The organism is Lentimicrobium saccharophilum (assembly GCF_001192835.1).
Classification (GTDB): domain Bacteria; phylum Bacteroidota; class Bacteroidia; order Bacteroidales; family Lentimicrobiaceae; genus Lentimicrobium; species Lentimicrobium saccharophilum.
The window spans coordinates 113,026-128,663 of sequence record NZ_DF968183.1; the positions used below are offsets into that span (position 1 = coordinate 113,026).

Below are 15,638 nucleotides of genomic sequence, written 5' to 3' on the forward strand. Positions count from 1 at the left end.
CAGCTGGTGTCCGATTTTTGAAGGTAAAAATCCCTTGCTTAATCAGTGTGAATCCATGAATCTGCCCTGATCAGATCCTTTCCGAAATAACAAATTCCAGCAGTTCATTCATGGTATCGAAAGCATAGTATTCATCCCAGCCTGTAAGATCAAGGATCTGAAATTTGTTTTCCGGCTGATTGTAAACATAAACTTCTTCATCTGAACGTCCGAACATAACGCATCCCGGCAGCCTGTCTGCGATATCCCATTGCAGGTTGGCAGTAATCATATCCATGAAATCGGGGGTTTCGTCCGAACCAAGTGAATAAACGTAAATTCCATTGTAGAAGAATCCGTTGGAGATCGTGAGGAAATCTGTGATTTCATCACTCCATCCATGTCCGGAGGTAATCAATCGGTCAATAAATTTTTCAAGCTGGTCTGTATCGCAGGGCTTGTATGTTTCAGCAAAGGGAAGGGCCGATGCCCTGGTGATCGTTTCTCTGGTATTTTTGGCTCTCATATTCATATTATGTAAAAAGCGCTCGTTTTTATTTTTTTTCGGAAATCATATGCACGTCCCTCTGCGGGAATGGGATGGTGATGTTGTTTTCCCTGAATTTTCGGTCAATCGCATACCTGATTTTGCTCCGGATATTTTCACTCCGGAAAGCTTCTTTTGTCCAGAAGAGCAATTGAAAAATCAACGCGGAATCCCCGAAATCGTTGAATCTGACAAAGGGCTCCGGAGCCAGGTCAATTTCAGGGATCTCTTTGGCGCAGTCCAGCAATAAACGGGTTACCAGCTGCGTATCGGATCCATATGCAACGCCGACCTCAACCAGGAACCTTGTAGAACCCTGTTCATGACTCCAGTTGATTACTCGGTCGTTGATAAATTTCGAGTTTGGAACGATCATGATGATGTCGTCGCGCGTTTTGATTTTCGAGGTCCTAAGTCCGATCACCTTGACCTTGCCGACAATATTGTTTTCGAGTTGAATTACATCGCCAACTTTCAGATTGCCTTCGAAAAGAAGAATAATGCCGGATACCAGATCATTGAATATCTGCTGTATACCAAACCCCAGACCTACCAATAGTGCGGCTGAACCGGCCAGCATAAGGTTCAGGTTTACACCCAGCGATTCCAGGATAGCAAGTATAGCAATGATCCAGATCAGGTATTTAATGATACTGTATATGGAGAATGCACTTCCCTTGTCAATTTTGCCGGCCTTTACCCTGCTGTTGAAAAATTTCCTGATCAACTGCAGCAGGATGATGGTGACGATAACAATCAGGCTGCTGATAATCAGGTCGAAGGCATTGACAGAATACTTCCCGATATTGACAATATCAAGGTTTAAAAATTCTTTCAGTTCCATAAGGAAAATGTTATAGTTTTACTATTTGGATCGGATGCCTGATGTACCCGAATCCAGTCTGAAACACCTAAATTAATCATCTTCCCTGAAATTGAGTACAAATATTTACTTTTGTCCGGCAAACCGGGAATTTGAGGTGATCTCTTTGTAGAATGAAGTAATTCCTTGCGGACAATTCCGTGATAATCTGAAGTAATTTTATCAGCCGTTGCCCTTAATTTTTTATGACAAATAATTGAGAAATGAGTGAAGAAGATATTCCGTTGAATCCTGATACTTTTTATGCACCGGCCGGCAGGTCAGACGACAAGGCTATTCAGCAAAGCCATCGTGCCCTGGCAGCGGATGTTCAGTTGAGCATGATCACAGAGGCCATGCCCGATGTGGCTTTAATTCTCGACGGCAACAGGCAGGTGGTTTATGCGAATCATGCGCTGGTAAATATGATCAGTGTAAACGACGAGCATGATGTAATCGGGCTGCGGGCCGGAGAGATTTTTCATTGCATCAATCTTGCCGCTGCAGCCAGTGGTTGCGGAACTTCAAAGGCATGCAGGATGTGCGGGGCAGTAAATGCCATTATGGATTGCCAGCAATCCGGTACAGTTGTTACCCGTGAATGCAGGATTACAACCATTAGCGGGGAGGATGGTCAGCAGCATTCGCTCGACCTTGAGGTGAAAGCCAGTCCTTTCCGCTACAACAATGAGCAATATATTATGCTGGGCATTAAAGATATCAGCGATAAAAAGCGAAGGCTGATGCTGGAGCGTATGTTTTTTCATGATATCCTCAATACCGCGGCAGGGTTGAACGGATTGCTGATGGCCCTTGAAAATCCTCAGGATGAGGAAGAGTATAAGTCCGCGATAATATGGGCGAAGAAAGCAGGTAATGAGCTTGTGGAAGAATTGATGTCGCAGCGTGCCCTGATGTCGGCCGAAAGTGGTGACCTTGAGCTGAATATCACAAGATGTTCACCTGTACAGCTACTGAATGATGTGGCAACCTACCTGTCATATCACCAGATTGCTTTGGATAAAAGGATATTTATTGATCCCTTTTCTCATTCTGCCTGGTTTGAAAGCGATCCTCAGCTGATCAAACGTGTGCTGATCAACCTGATGAAAAATGCCCTCGAAGCCTCTCCGGCAGGTTCTGTGATCAAAACCGGGGCTAAACTGATTGACAAATACATCCGTTTCTGGGTAAATAATCCGGGCGAAATACCGGAGGAGGTTAAACTGCAGATTTTTCAGCGTTCATTTTCAACAAAAGGGGCCAATCGGGGCATAGGTACCTATTCCATCAAGATACTTACCACGAATTATCTGAAAGGGAAGGTGTATTTCGAAAGTGACCACGAAACCGGAACTACCTTCTGGATTGAGATTCCTGTAAGTCTTTCGCAGCATTGAGTGCCCTGTCCGGTTTTTTTCCGGCTACATAAAGGCTGAATAAAACCGGATATCTGATATACTTAACCAGTCAGAATTTCAGGTAATTCCGGATCAGGTCGATCAGTATGGCAGGTTTGATAGGCTTGGGAATGTAGTCGTCGCACCCGGCTTTCAGAAAAACCTCACGGTCGCCGGGGATGGCGAAAGCAGTGGTGGCGATAATAGGAATTGATGGTTTTATCAGCTTGATTTCGCGGGTTGCTTCCACACCATTCATGACAGGCATTTTTATATCCATCAGGATCAGGTCAATGTCCTCATAAATCTTTGCATACTCAACTGCTTCAAATCCATTGTTGGCGCGCAACAGGTCGAAACCGGCTTTTTTCAGCAGTTTTTCAACGTACCGGTAGTTTGAATCCTCATCTTCGGCAACCAGTATTCTGGCTTCAGGCAAGGCTTGCCGGGTCATGTCTTCCGTCTTTTCTTCCATTGCTTCAAACTTGAATTTGCGCTGTCAATAAGCAGTCATCGTTTTGATCAGGTTATCCCCACTTTAAGAAAACGCTTTTATATCCGGAATAATTGTCGTTCCGGTTATGCTGTATCGTTTAAAAAATCAAAAGTAACCCCTGAAAGTGAATGATTCCGGCAATTTTTTCGAAAAATCACCCAATGGTGCTTTTTCCCGGATATTTCAAGTTTCGAATGTACGAAAAAAAACACCTGATGTCAAATTCAAGCGGGAATTTATTATCAACTGTTTTTTAGGATTTTATCTGATCAGATCCGGTGCGCAGTCCGCCATTAACGGGTAAAAAGGAACAGAAATGCTTATAAGACAGGTGAACGCGTTGGATTTTCATTGCTTTCACTTATACCGATTCCCGGCGCAGCATATGATCAATGCAAAACCTGCTTCAGCAGATGGTGTCTCAAAGCCGGGAGATTATAAACTTTGATGCAATGCCGCCGTTTTGCGACTCCCAGCGAAACAGGTAAATTCCGTCGGGTAAGGAGGTCAGGCTTAAATGAAGAAATGGAGTATTTCCGGTTGTTCCGCTGAGGATGACCTGCCCGGCTGCATTTACTACTTTATAAACTCCGCCGTAACCGGAAACCATACGCGGTAATTCAACCTGTAAATGCAATGCAGCCGGATTGGGCCACAGCTTTAACCGTTGAATCAACGTTTCCTGTTGCACACCGACATTGGTTTCGTAACACGAAATGGCTCCGGGGTCCATATAAAGCAGTTGATTGTCATTATAATAGCACAGCAAATGATGATATATATCCGTAACACACATGTAAAGGCTGGCGTACAATGGTCCGAAATGGCTGCCAATGCCTTCAGTCCAGCGCTCCTCAAAGGTGTCGTTTAAGAAAATAACTCTTCTGGATGTTCCGTTGATTTCTACAGAAGCAGTATCGATACAGGTAACCTGGGTGGGACCGGTACACCAGATACTTTGAATATAGGCGGATTCGCCCGGCAGAAGGTTGAAATTGTAAAGCAGGCACTCCTCCTCAGATCTGTTGAAAACTCCGTAAACATAGCCGTTTTCTTCCCTGACAGCGGCGATATAATACCAATCTGTTGAAACAGATGAATCCGGCTGATAGACCATTTTCCGGTAATTATTTCCCTGAATAAGGGTGTCGCCCCAGTAGCGGTATATTTCGGTGGATATTACTGTCCATCCATTTGAGTTGGCTACATTCCATTGATTGTGCTGGTCGGTAAACTGCTGGCATAATACCGGTAATGTCAGGATTGCTGCCAGGACCGTGATAAGTAATCTTTTTACCTGCATACTTTTGGATATTTGGAATTCAGGAGATTAATGTTGGATACTGATTTTTCCGGAGTAGCTTTTGTTGCCTGCAATTACCCTGATCAGATAAATCCCTGCTGGCAGATGGTTACATGGGATGGCACCGGCGGCGATTGACGGATCATAGGTTTTATAGACAATTTGTCCACCGGAAGAAAATATCTCGAGTCGTGAAAACTTTTTGTGCATTTCCTGACTCAGATCAACAGAGAACCAGGTGTTGGCAGGATTGGGGCAGGCAAGAATCTGCCCGGATTCTGTTATATTGTTCTGCACATTGCCGATAAACGATACACAGGCAGCTTCGGAAAGGAATTCCAGTTCATAAATTGCTGCCGGATTTTGCTGAAGGATACCTGCGGGAGTGGCTATAAACTGGATGTCTTCGGAGTCTATTTCTGCTTCTTCAAAGAAGGGCGTGCTTTTCCCCACGCAACTGCTGCCTTCGCCGAGGCTGTCGCAGCGATAAACCCCGATTTGCGGATAGTAACCGGGAAAACTCTTTACCCCAATAAGTGGTCCGTTTCCGAACAACATGGTACCGCCATCATCTGCCGGTACTGCATCAGCCATATACATAAAGGCATCCAGTATATATTCCGGAGTCCCCTGACTATCGGTCTTAATAAAATTTCCCCAGTCGCTGGAACCGGAGAGCAGTAAACTACCGTCAGTATTTCTGATCAGGTTTCCCTTAGATTCGTTGAAATATAAATAAAAGTAAGAATGGAATGATTTACCCCATAACGGATTGAGGTCAAATCCGATCCGCATAAGTGCAATGTCATTATCTGTTTCACAGAGCAGGGTAATCCCTTCTTCACCCTGTACAACATCATAACAGGCATTGTGGTATGTATTCTGAAAAGCAAATGTCCTAGATAAAAGTGGATTACCCTGTGCATCTGTCTGAGTCAGCAGTACCCTGTAATTGCCGGGTGAGGCTATGTATCCGGTAATCAGCAGGTTGCCGTCGGGTAGCTCCGCAGCCGAATAAGCGTATGCCGGCTCGTTTGAAGTTGGTTCATAAATTTTTGACCATAGGAGGGCCCCCTGGGGGCTAACCCTGAGCAGGAGAGGAGCCAGTTCCGAGGCTTCTGTCATAGTTGTCGCTGAGATCAGGTAGTCCTGATTGGCCAACCTTCTTAGTCTTGGGTACCATACCCTGTTAAGCTCAAGGTTCATGGTCCAGAGGGTATCTGCCTGAGCGTTCCACCGCATCAGATTCAGAATATTGTTGCCTGTTTGCCTGTAGCCAACTGTGGTGAAACCTGAATCTGCCTCGTGAATAATATCTGAAATAACGTGATCGGCAACCCCTTTTACCAATTCAGGATTCCCGTTCTCATCTGTTTTCGCGATAAATCCACTCATATAACCTCCCCCGGAGAGCAGGTAGCCTCCACCAGCGTGACGGTCAGCGGCATTGACCTGTATTCCGTCATTTTCCAGGTAATAAACGAGGCTGTTTGTTTTCGTTTGCGCATGAATACTATCGGAAATACCGTTAGCGAAAATCACCATAAATGAAACGAATAGCGGAATGTGTCTGAGCATGAGAAGATGATTTATAAGATAAAATTATGAATACCGGTTAATTGTTCTTACGGATAAAGCAGGCAGATGGCGCATGAGGCCCTGGATAAAATTCCTGTAACAAATATAAATATTATTTATACTAATCCTTCCTGATATTAAAATATTCCGGCGCTTCAGATATCTTGAACCTGCTATATAATTTTATTTTATCATATTGTAAAGCAGGCTGATTTCCTCCGCCCATTTTTCTTCATCGGGTGTTTCGAGGATGATAGGGATTTCATCAAAACGGGGGTCGTTCATTATTCTCCGGAAGACTTCAGTTCCGAGAAAACCTTTACCAATGTTGTCGTGCCTGTCAACATGGCTGCCCAGCGGTTTCATGCTGTCGTTCAGGTGCAGGCCGCGCAGGTAACCGAATCCGATGATCTCATCGAATTGTCTGAATGTTTCTGAATACCCCTCAGGGGTGATCAGGTCATAGCCGGCGGTGAAGGTGTGACAGGTATCCAGGCACACGCCGACCCTGGATTTGTCTTCAACCAGATCTATGATAAGCCGGATCTGTTCAAAAAGGTGACCCAGGTTGCTGCCCTGACCTGCGGTATTTTCAATCACGGCAATAACGCCCCGCGTTTTGTCAAGGGCGATGTTGATGGATTCTGCAATGATTTTAAGGCTTTCTTCGGGGGGCACCTGATTGAGGTGGCTTCCGGGATGAAAATTAAGGCGGTCGAGCCCAAGCTGTTCGCAGCGCTGCATCTCGTCAAGAAAAGCGGCGCGCGATTTCTCCAGTTCCGCCTTTCCGGGATGACCCAGGTTTATCAGATAGCTGTCGTGTGGAAGCACCTGCCACGGTTCATAACCATGTGTTGCAAGATTGGTTTTGAATTTTTCGATGCTCTCAGCCGTCAGGGGAGGAGCAACCCATTGCCGCTGATTTTTTGTGAATAGTGCAAAAGCTTTTGCTCCGATGGCTGCCGCGTTCAATGGTGCGTTCTCCACGCCTCCTGCGGCACTCACATGCGCTCCGATATATTTCATGTCCCTGGTTGTTTTTATGCAAAAATATTATGAGCCGGTTGTCCATCAAACAGGCAGATGATAAAAAGGCCCGTTTCACAATCTGAATTCAGCAACAAGGTAATGGACTGGAGGGCTTTCTGAATTTATTAAAAGGACAGGAGGTCCGAATGAACCTCCTGCCATCATTACAATTTGCGTTTTGAGTCCGGCTTACGCGAGTTCAAAACGGTCGAGGTTCATCACTTTGCCCCAGGCGGCCACAAAATCACTGACGAATTTTCCCTGTGCATCGGCGCTTCCGTAGACTTCGGCAAGCGACCTGAGCTCGGAATTGGCGCCAAAGATCAGGTCAACGCGGGAGGCTGTCCATTTTGCAGCACCGCTTGAACGGTCAATGCCTTCGTAGGTTTCATGGTCGTCTGATGCAGGTTTCCAGGCAGTATTCATATCCAGCAGGTTCACAAAGAAGTCGTTGGTGAGCACACCGGGGTTTTTGGTAAATACACCTTTGTCGGAATTATCATAATTAGCGCCCAGTACCCTCATGCCGCCGATAAGCACGGTCATTTCCGGGGCTGTGAGGGTAAGGAGCTGTGCTTTGTCGATCAGCAGTTCTTCTGCAGGAATGCTGAACTTCTGCTTCAGGTAGTTACGGAAGCCGTCGGCAACCGGTTCAAGCACACTGAATGATTCCGTGTCGGTTTGTTCCTGGGTGGCATCTGTGCGGCCCGGTATGAATGGCACCTTAATCTCTGTACCGGCATCCCGGGCAGCTTTTTCCACTGCGGCGCAGCCTGCCAGCACGATCAGGTCGGCCATGGAGACTTTTTTCCCGTCTTTCTGTGCCTTGTTGAATTCCTGCCGGATCTGCGTCAGCTTCTCCAGCGTTTTTGAAAGCTGCGCCGGATTGTTTACCGCCCAGTCTTTCTGTGGAGCAAGCCTGATCCTGGCGCCATTGGCACCACCCCTTTTATCGGAGCCGCGGAAGGTAGAGGCGGAAGCCCAGGCGGTGGAAACCAGTTCAGCAACGGTTAAACCCGAGGTCAGAACTATTGATTTCAGGTTTTCAGCATCCTTTTCGTCAATCAGCGGGTGGTTAACAGCGGGGACCGGATCCTGCCAGATTAGTTCTTCGGCGGGGACTTCAGGGCCCAGGTAACGGGAGCGGGGCCCCATATCGCGGTGGGTCAGTTTGAACCATGCACGGGCGAATGCATCGGCAAATTCATCCGGATTTTCGTAGAAACGCCTGGAGATTTTTTCATAGGCGGGGTCAAAGCGGAGCGAAAGGTCGGTGGTGAGCATTGAGGGGGCGTGGCGCTTTTCCGGGTCATGGGCATCGGGCACCGAATTGGCTCCGGCACCGTGCTTTGGTATCCACTGATGAGCGCCGGCCGGGCTCTTTGTCAGTTCCCAGTCGTATCCGAAAAGATTCCAGAAAAAATTGTTGCTCCAGCGGGTAGGCGTGCTTGTCCAGGTAACCTCAATTCCGCTGGTGATGGTGTCTCCGGCTTTGCCTTTACCGAATTTACTCTTCCAGCCCAATCCCTGTTCCTCAAGACCGGCGGCTTCAGGCTCGGGGCCTATCAGTCCGGCATCGCCTGCACCATGGGTCTTACCAAAGGTGTGACCTCCGGCAATCAGGGCCACGGTTTCCTCGTCATTCATGGCCATACGGGCAAAAGTCTCACGGATATCCTTGGCTGCAGCCAGGGGGTCGGGATTGCCTCCGGGGCCTTCCGGATTCACGTATATCAGTCCCATCTGAACGGCTGCCAGCGGGTTATCCAGATCACGCTCACCCGAGTAACGCTCTTTATCTTCGAGCCACTTCTCTTCTGAACCCCAGTAAATATCTTCATCCGGTTCCCATACATCTTCACGCCCGCCGGCAAACCCAAAGGTTTTGAATCCCATGGATTCGAGGGCAACGTTACCGGTGAGGATCATCAGATCGGCCCATGAGATCTTCCGGCCGTATTTCTGCTTGATGGGCCAAAGCAGCCTGCGCGCTTTGTCAAGGTTCACATTGTCGGGCCAGCTGTTCAAAGGAGCAAAGCGTTGCTGTCCGCGACCACCGCCTCCGCGGCCGTCGCCGACACGGTAGGTCCCGGCGCTGTGCCAGGCCATGCGGATAAAAAACGGACCGTAATGACCGAAATCGGCCGGCCACCAGTCCTGTGATTCAGTCATCAGCTTGCGGAGATCTTCCTTCAGCGCAAAGTAATCAAGCTTTTTGAATTCTTCGGCATAGTTAAAATCCTTTCCCATAGGATTTGACCGCTCTGAATGCTGGTGCAGAATATTTAACTTAAGCTGGTTAGGCCACCAGTCGCGGTTTTTTGTTCCTGCCGCTCCTACACTGTGCTTCTTCGTGGCACCGGTCACCGGGCATTTGCTTTCATTTTTAGGGTTGTCTTCCATATTGTTGATTTTGTTTTTAATGAAATTCATTGATTTACGCTTCGGGGTAACAGCCCTTGGGGTTCAGTTAGTCAGTAAATCGGCCAGCACTATGAGCGTACCGGATTTCAGGAGTTTAAAATTGCATAAGGGCTTAGTCCGGAAATCAGATATGCGGGTCAATGAGAGGCTGTGAAAAAAAAGCCGTGGAGTACCTGTATTCCGCGGCTGATTGAGAAACCATTCAAGGTTTGTGTAAATAACCCGGGGAAGGCCTGAAAGTTCAATTCAATTAACCTTTTTAGACAGGATAAAACCTTCCCCGGGTAAGTTCATTACAGACTCTTGTGGCAGAACCACCAGTCGTAGCATTCATATTCCTTCAGACGTTTTTTGGCTGTTTCAACGTCCTTTGCAGGTGGGATGATCACGCGGTCGCCGATCAGTTCGTTATTCGGCCAGCCGGCAGGAATGGCAACCTTGTTGGCATCAGCGGTCTGCAGCGCTTTCAGGGCACGCAGGATTTCATCCATATTGCGGCCGATTTCCTGGGGATAGAACAGGATAATGCGGATAACCGAATTGGGGTCGATCATGAATACGGCACGTACTGTATCCGATGCCTTTCCGGGATGAATCATTCCCATGGCCATGGCAACGTTGCCGGTCGAGTCGGCAATGATGGGGAAGGGGATCTGAACGTGGAGCTTTTCTTCAATCCATTCATCCCACTTGATGTGTGAGAAAATCTGGTCGATCGAAAGGCCAAGCAATTCGGCATTGAGTGCCTTAAATTGCTCGTAACGCTTTGCAAATGCCACAAACTCAGTGGTGCATACAGGGGTAAAGTCGGCCGGATGGCTGAACAGCACCAGCCATTTGCCTTTGTAATCATTGATGAGATTTTTCACCCCATGGGTGGTTTGTACTGTAAGATCGGGAATTTTGTCACCGATCAGCGGAAAACTTTTTACTTCACTCATGTTGATTAATGTTGGTTAAATGAATAATTAGGTTAATTATTTTGCCATAAAAGCTGAATACATCCAAACCAGTTTCTCCTTCTCACGGATGTAATCGCTTGCCATGGCATTGGTTCCTTCGTCGTTCAGATCTCCTGACATTTCAAGAATATCGCGTTCCTTCTCAAGCAGGGTTTTAAAAGCATCCAGAATATGTCCCACGCATTTCGGGCCATTGGTTTCATTTTCAACGGGCTTGATCTCAGCCACTTTCAGGTATCCTGAAAATGAATGGATGGGGGTGCCGCCCAGGGTTAGGATACGCTCGGCAATTTCATCGATTTTAATCTGAAGGTCGTTGTACAACTCCTCAAATTTGGCATGCAGCTCAAAGAATTTCTCCCCTTTGATGTTCCAGTGAAATCCACGGGCATTCTGATAAAGTACCTGGTAATTAGCCAGGAGATCATTGAGTTTTTCGATCAGTTTAGCTGATTTGGCCTCGTCAAGGCCGATCTTGTTCAGTTTTTTCATAATTCGTTGTTTTTTTATGATTATTGTTTCTCTTTATTTTCAAAGTCTCCCATCAACTGCAGCCGGATGTCCGTAACGTTGAAACCGGTTATTTTTTTTCTGGTGAAATAATCACTCAGCATCTGATCCAGCTCGGGATCAAAATAGTCTTCCATTCGGTCTGAAACAGCACAGTACAGATGATGGTGATGTTCGGTAATGGCGTCGTACCGCATTACATCCATATCGGTCTTCACCCGCTTTACCAGTCCCTTATCCACAAAAGTGTCAAGGGTATTGTAAATGGTTGTCGGCGAGAGACCGGGAATGGTTTTGGAAACCTCTGCAAACAACTCTTCCGCTGTCGGATGACTCTTCAGTCGCATCAGGGTTTGCATCACGGCAACCCGCTGCGGCGTGATCTTTAGCCCCGCTTCATTAAGTTTTTGAATGATTTCCGGTATGATTTTCATTTCCGATTCAGTTTTATCTTGAAATTAAAACTTGTTTGTAATAAATACAATCTGGAAGGAAAAATGTTCAATCAGTATAAGGAAAAATTTTATTTTTTATGATGTTAATCCACTTCTGATGTGGCTGATTTCGCTGTAAGGTATACAACTGATTTTAAGCTGATGATTAACAGCCGGATTGCCGGTTGGTGGTGATCCTATGCCAGTATTTGACGACAGTAAAGATTGTCGAAAAGCCGGGCAACGATCAGCCCCCCTTGATTTGCGGCCAACCGGCTTAACCTGTGTTTGGCTGATGATAAGGATGCTGAGCGCCGGATTAATTCAATCCGGATAGCAGGCAGCATGGGTATTCATGCGCCGCACCGGGATTTGACAGGATAAATTTATATGGTTGAGGCAGCCCGAAGAGAACAATCGTGAGCAATACCAGTGCTGATTGTAACAATGCTAGTTTTCGGTATCCTCATCACCGTTATCGGTATCAGGCATATCCGGCAGAAGCAGTTGTGCTTCAGCTTCGCCCAGTACTTCCACACCTTTCAGTTTTCGTTGAATGGCACGGGTCCGCTTGCCCATAACCTCATCAATCTGATTGCTGGCTGTCTGAATATTTTTCTGGGCTTTTTCGAGCATGCCGCCAAAATTTTCAAACTCTTTCTTCACGGCGCCAAGGATCTTCCAGACCTCGGAACTGCGTTTCTGAATGGCCAGGGTCCTGAAGCCCATCTGCAGGCTGTTGAGGATGGCTGCCAATGTTGTAGGCCCGGTTACAATCACTTTATAGGTTCGCTGAAGTTCTTCGAGCAGGCTCGCTTTTCTTACTACTTCGGCATAGATGCCTTCGAAAGGCAAAAACATAATTGCGAAATCGGTGGTTGCAGGCGGGTCGATATACTTCTCGCTGATGTCTTTTGCCATTTTTTTAATGGTAGCTTCCAGCATTTTCTGAGCGGCTTCCACCTGTAAAACATCGCCGATGTCATAGGCATTCTGCAGTTGTTCATAGGCTTCGCGCGGGAACTTGGCGTCAACCGGCAGCCATACCTGCCCGGTAATATCGTCTTTGCCCGGCAGTTTGATGGCGAACTCCACCACATCGCTGCTGCTTTTTTTTGTCCTGACATTGGCTTCGTATTGTTCCGGCGCCAGTACCTGTTCAAGCAGCATGGCCAGTTGCACTTCGCCGAATCCGCCGCGCATTTTAACATTGCTTAGTACGCGCTTCAGGCCGCCGACATCCTGGGCAAGCGTTTGCATTTCACCCAGACCTTTCTGCACACTCTCCAGCTGTTTACCCACCAGTTCAAATGATTGCCCGAGGCGCTCACTCAGGGTCTTCTGTAATTTTTCATCAACGGTCAGGCGCATTTCTTCCAGTTTCTTTTCGGTTCCTTCAACCAGCCGCTGCTGCTTCTCCTCCAGTTGCCCGAATTTCTCGCGCTGCAGGTTGTTGAATGACTCAACGTTCTTGTCAAATGATGCCTGAAATTCCTTAATCACCTTCTCTACCGCTTCGCGCATCTGCCGTGTTTCCACCTGCGACTGCTGACTGATCACGTTAAGCTTTTCTTCAACTTTTGCGGTGATTTTTTCCAGCTGCTCCAAAGTTTTTGTGGTCAGCTCCTTCTGTTCGCCTTTCAATTCGTCGAATTTTCCCCGTTGCTCCAGGGTAAAGTCTTTCAGACTGCTGACGAGCGTTTCGCGGTTGGCTTTGTTGTTGTCGTCGATTTTTGTTATCAGGCTGCCGATCTTTTCATCCAGGGTACGTACGATCATTTCCAGCGCCTTCTGGTTCTGTTCGGTGATGAGCCGCAGGTTTTCAGTCATTTCAGATTTGAAGCTGTTGAGCGAACTGCTCATCTCGCTTCGGTTGTCGCGGGCCGAAGCTGCGCTTTCCTCACGGTTGGTTCTGAAATCATCTTTCAGGTTCCCTTCAAGCCGGCTTAAACCTGTGTTTAATGCATCCATTTTAAAGGGCAGTTCAGCAATACCGGATTTATTCTGCCTGAGCAGGATGGTTGCCAGCAGATTTGCTGCCGCAAGGATAATGAGTACTATCAATAAGATATTCATACGGATGAAGAATTTTCTGATGGATAAAGATAGCGGTTATTTTTTTCAGACGACAGTTTGCCCGGCAAGGTTATTCAAGCCTGAAATCGGGATTCAGGGTGTAGAATACCCCTGACTCTGAATAATTCATTTTAATGATATTCAATATGATAAAATCCGCGAGGATATGTTCGCAACGGGGCAGGGAATATCCTGAAATGCGGCGGAAAGCCGAAAGGGTGATCTTTTGGTGCACTTCGAGGTACGCAAGCAGGGTCCGTTCGATGACCCCGTACTCGATATACACCCCTTTTGGATCTTTCTGCTTTTTCCACACTTTTTTAAGGACGCCGTTTGCCGGAAAGTTCTGGTCGCCCACCCGCACATAAACCCGGTATTCTCCGTCTTTGTCAGGCGCCGAATGAGGGGCATTGCCGCTTTTGGGAATAATGATTTCAAGCACGGTTTTTCCGTTTTCTTCCCACTCTTTCATCTCGAAGTGGACCTCAGGGCGGCAATACAGGCTGGCGCCGGCCTCCACCATATAAAATTCCTCATCCGACCTCACGCCGGCAATGGCGCCATTGTCCTTAACCCCCAGCAAAAGCCGGCCACCGTCGGTATTGGCGAAGGCCGCCAGGGAGCGCGCAATCTTCTTCGAGTCGGTAATCCCGAATTTGAAGTCGAGTTGCTGATGCTCCCCTTCACTGATGAGTTTCCTGATATGAGAGGGCAAGGTTGATGCGCTGATTGAAAACCTGAAATATAAAAAAGATACTGAAAGTCAGTTACCTGCTGAACTTCGGAAGCAAGTCCTTTATGGCATCCCGGTGAACCAGGAAGGTCATCATTTTGAGTTTTACATAGTCTTCATGAAAGAAGTAGTATCCGAAATTACGGTTGTTTTCCGGCCCGCCGGTTCTAGATCCGGCCCCCGAATCCTTCAGAAGAAACCAGGTAACCCCGTCTTTTTCGTAAAAGCCGGTAACATGCATTCCGTGGTCATCGGTGGTGGTGCCGTTGCTGAAACGGAACTGCCGGGCATTTTCATCAATGGCAGCAGAGGGGATGTCAAATTCAGGAACCATGGCTGCATTGGCTTCCCGGGCCATGAATCCCGCTTCTGAAACATCTCCTGCCAGTGAAACCGTATAGCCTTGTTTAAGGGCTTTTTTCAGCACTTTCATGAAATCGTCAAGCGGCACATTGTAATAGCTCTTATCATGCCACCAGTTGTCGGGCACTTCAAATACAACCTGCTTCCAGTAAGGTTGTTGCATGATGGACAGAACATCAACGTACTCGGAAGGATTAATACGCACCACTTCTTTCAGGTATTGCCGGGGTGAATATGCTTTACCGTTTATCGTGACCGTTTCGGGCGGTGTGCCGATGTAGTGATCCAGTATGCTTTTTACGGTCGAAACTACTGTTTCTTTATCCCAGGCATTCGCGGCTTTTACTCCGTTAAGATAAGCCATGATCTCTTCAAACATTTTATCATGAGAGTGAAATTCCTGACCCGGTTTCAGTCCGGAATAAGCCGACCACGGAAGTATGCCTTCCTTGTTCATTATCTTGATTACCGCATTCATTTCAGAACCTTCGCCGATATAAATTTCACCACGGGTCTCAACAAAAAGCCTTGCCCTTTCCAGATACTCATGGTAAGCGATGAACATCTCTGATAGTTTGATCTCCTGACGTGTAAGGCGGTAGATTTCTGACTCCAGCATCGAAATGGCTGAAAAACTCCAGCAGGTATTGGTATTTCCCTGCGAAACCGGCTCAATATGCCAGGCTGTGGTATAAAGCGATTTGTCAGCAGGAATATGAAGCCCCGCCGGGTCAAGCCTGAAGGTTGGTTTTGGTTTTGTCGCTTCTTTCTTGCTTTCATAGTTTTCAACACCCTTCAGGATGGTGTTCTGGAAATACCCGGGTTCATAGATTCTGAAAATCCCTTTCTGGGGCGTTTGAGCCACCGAACTTATGACCAGAGATGAAATGACCATGCTGCTGATAAACAATGCTTTATTCATAATTTCTTGGTTTTGGAAAC

14 protein-coding genes are annotated in these 15,638 nt (G+C 47.1%); 1 reads left to right on the plus strand and 13 read right to left on the minus strand.

What is annotated here, in order from left to right; genetic code table 11:
- Window positions 1-70: 70 nt before the first annotated feature.
- The gene (locus TBC1_RS12325) at window positions 71-505 is read right to left on the minus strand and encodes a YrhA family protein (RefSeq protein ID WP_137305704.1); all 435 of its coding nucleotides are present in this window, start codon (window positions 503-505) and stop codon (window positions 71-73) included.
- A gap of 28 nt (window positions 506-533) precedes the next feature.
- The gene (locus TBC1_RS12330) at window positions 534-1,370 is read right to left on the minus strand and encodes a mechanosensitive ion channel family protein (RefSeq protein ID WP_062043330.1); all 837 of its coding nucleotides are present in this window, start codon (window positions 1,368-1,370) and stop codon (window positions 534-536) included.
- Window positions 1,371-1,612: 242 nt separating this feature from the next.
- On the opposite strand from TBC1_RS12330, the gene TBC1_RS12335 reads away from it, so the two are divergent.
- Window positions 1,613-2,788 carry a PAS domain-containing sensor histidine kinase gene (locus TBC1_RS12335; protein WP_062043333.1) on the plus strand — a complete coding sequence of 392 codons (1,176 nt, stop codon included), beginning with the start codon at window positions 1,613-1,615 and terminating at the stop codon, window positions 2,786-2,788.
- A gap of 70 nt (window positions 2,789-2,858) precedes the next feature.
- Here the strand turns inward: TBC1_RS12335 and TBC1_RS12340 are convergent, their stop codons facing one another.
- The 11 genes from TBC1_RS12340 to TBC1_RS12395 form a co-directional block, all read right to left on the minus strand.
- The gene (locus TBC1_RS12340; protein WP_062043336.1) at window positions 2,859-3,263 is read right to left on the minus strand and encodes a response regulator; all 405 of its coding nucleotides are present in this window, start codon (window positions 3,261-3,263) and stop codon (window positions 2,859-2,861) included.
- A gap of 442 nt (window positions 3,264-3,705) precedes the next feature.
- The gene (locus TBC1_RS12350; RefSeq protein WP_062043343.1) at window positions 3,706-4,587 is read right to left on the minus strand and encodes a T9SS type A sorting domain-containing protein; all 882 of its coding nucleotides are present in this window, start codon (window positions 4,585-4,587) and stop codon (window positions 3,706-3,708) included.
- A 27-nt stretch (window positions 4,588-4,614) separates the two neighbouring features.
- The gene (locus TBC1_RS12355; RefSeq protein ID WP_062043346.1) at window positions 4,615-6,165 is read right to left on the minus strand and encodes a T9SS type A sorting domain-containing protein; all 1,551 of its coding nucleotides are present in this window, start codon (window positions 6,163-6,165) and stop codon (window positions 4,615-4,617) included.
- A gap of 183 nt (window positions 6,166-6,348) precedes the next feature.
- On the minus strand, window positions 6,349-7,191 hold the full coding sequence (gene nfo / locus TBC1_RS12360) for a deoxyribonuclease IV (RefSeq protein WP_062043349.1): 843 nt from the start codon (window positions 7,189-7,191) through the stop codon (window positions 6,349-6,351).
- Window positions 7,192-7,383: 192 nt separating this feature from the next.
- Window positions 7,384-9,627, minus strand: coding sequence for a catalase/peroxidase HPI (gene katG, locus TBC1_RS12365; RefSeq protein WP_316931814.1), 2,244 nt, complete (start codon window positions 9,625-9,627; stop codon window positions 7,384-7,386).
- Window positions 9,628-9,911: 284 nt separating this feature from the next.
- On the minus strand, window positions 9,912-10,559 hold the full coding sequence (locus tag TBC1_RS12370; protein ID WP_062043351.1) for a peroxiredoxin: 648 nt from the start codon (window positions 10,557-10,559) through the stop codon (window positions 9,912-9,914).
- Window positions 10,560-10,595: 36 nt separating this feature from the next.
- Window positions 10,596-11,072 carry a Dps family protein gene (locus TBC1_RS12375; protein WP_062043353.1) on the minus strand — a complete coding sequence of 159 codons (477 nt, stop codon included), beginning with the start codon at window positions 11,070-11,072 and terminating at the stop codon, window positions 10,596-10,598.
- A 20-nt stretch (window positions 11,073-11,092) separates the two neighbouring features.
- On the minus strand, window positions 11,093-11,524 hold the full coding sequence (locus TBC1_RS12380) for a Fur family transcriptional regulator (protein ID WP_062043356.1): 432 nt from the start codon (window positions 11,522-11,524) through the stop codon (window positions 11,093-11,095).
- 450 nt (window positions 11,525-11,974) lie between these two features.
- Window positions 11,975-13,387, minus strand: a complete 1,413-nt coding sequence (rmuC, locus tag TBC1_RS12385; protein WP_449405312.1) for a DNA recombination protein RmuC — start codon at window positions 13,385-13,387, stop codon at window positions 11,975-11,977.
- A 283-nt stretch (window positions 13,388-13,670) separates the two neighbouring features.
- Window positions 13,671-14,315: an AlbA family DNA-binding domain-containing protein gene (locus tag TBC1_RS12390; RefSeq protein WP_062043359.1), complete on the minus strand. Its 645-nt coding sequence runs from the start codon at window positions 14,313-14,315 to the stop codon at window positions 13,671-13,673.
- A 52-nt stretch (window positions 14,316-14,367) separates the two neighbouring features.
- Entirely contained in the window at window positions 14,368-15,618 is a 1,251-nt protein-coding gene (locus TBC1_RS12395) for a C1 family peptidase (RefSeq protein ID WP_137305706.1), read from the minus strand.
- Window positions 15,619-15,638 lie beyond the last annotated feature (20 nt).

Bases quoted from the DNA above. Each gene is read 5' to 3' on its own strand.
- TBC1_RS12335 (WP_062043333.1), top strand. From the start codon at position 1,613: ATGAGTGAAGAAGATATTCCGTTGAATCCTGATACTTTTTATGCACCG.
- TBC1_RS12355 (WP_062043346.1), bottom strand. From the start codon at position 6,165: ATGCTCAGACACATTCCGCTATTCGTTTCATTTATGGTGATTTTCGCT.
- TBC1_RS12340 (WP_062043336.1), bottom strand. From the start codon at position 3,263: ATGGAAGAAAAGACGGAAGACATGACCCGGCAAGCCTTGCCTGAAGCC.
- katG (WP_316931814.1), bottom strand. From the start codon at position 9,627: ATGAATTTCATTAAAAACAAAATCAACAATATGGAAGACAACCCTAAA.
- TBC1_RS12330 (WP_062043330.1), bottom strand. From the start codon at position 1,370: ATGGAACTGAAAGAATTTTTAAACCTTGATATTGTCAATATCGGGAAG.
- TBC1_RS12375 (WP_062043353.1), bottom strand. From the start codon at position 11,072: ATGAAAAAACTGAACAAGATCGGCCTTGACGAGGCCAAATCAGCTAAA.
- rmuC (WP_449405312.1), bottom strand. From the start codon at position 13,387: ATGAGCAGTTCGCTCAACAGCTTCAAATCTGAAATGACTGAAAACCTG.
- TBC1_RS12325 (WP_137305704.1), bottom strand. From the start codon at position 505: ATGAGAGCCAAAAATACCAGAGAAACGATCACCAGGGCATCGGCCCTT.
- TBC1_RS12350 (WP_062043343.1), bottom strand. From the start codon at position 4,587: ATGCAGGTAAAAAGATTACTTATCACGGTCCTGGCAGCAATCCTGACA.
- nfo (WP_062043349.1), bottom strand. From the start codon at position 7,191: ATGAAATATATCGGAGCGCATGTGAGTGCCGCAGGAGGCGTGGAGAAC.
- TBC1_RS12370 (WP_062043351.1), bottom strand. From the start codon at position 10,559: ATGAGTGAAGTAAAAAGTTTTCCGCTGATCGGTGACAAAATTCCCGAT.
- TBC1_RS12395 (WP_137305706.1), bottom strand. From the start codon at position 15,618: ATGAATAAAGCATTGTTTATCAGCAGCATGGTCATTTCATCTCTGGTC.
- TBC1_RS12380 (WP_062043356.1), bottom strand. From the start codon at position 11,524: ATGAAAATCATACCGGAAATCATTCAAAAACTTAATGAAGCGGGGCTA.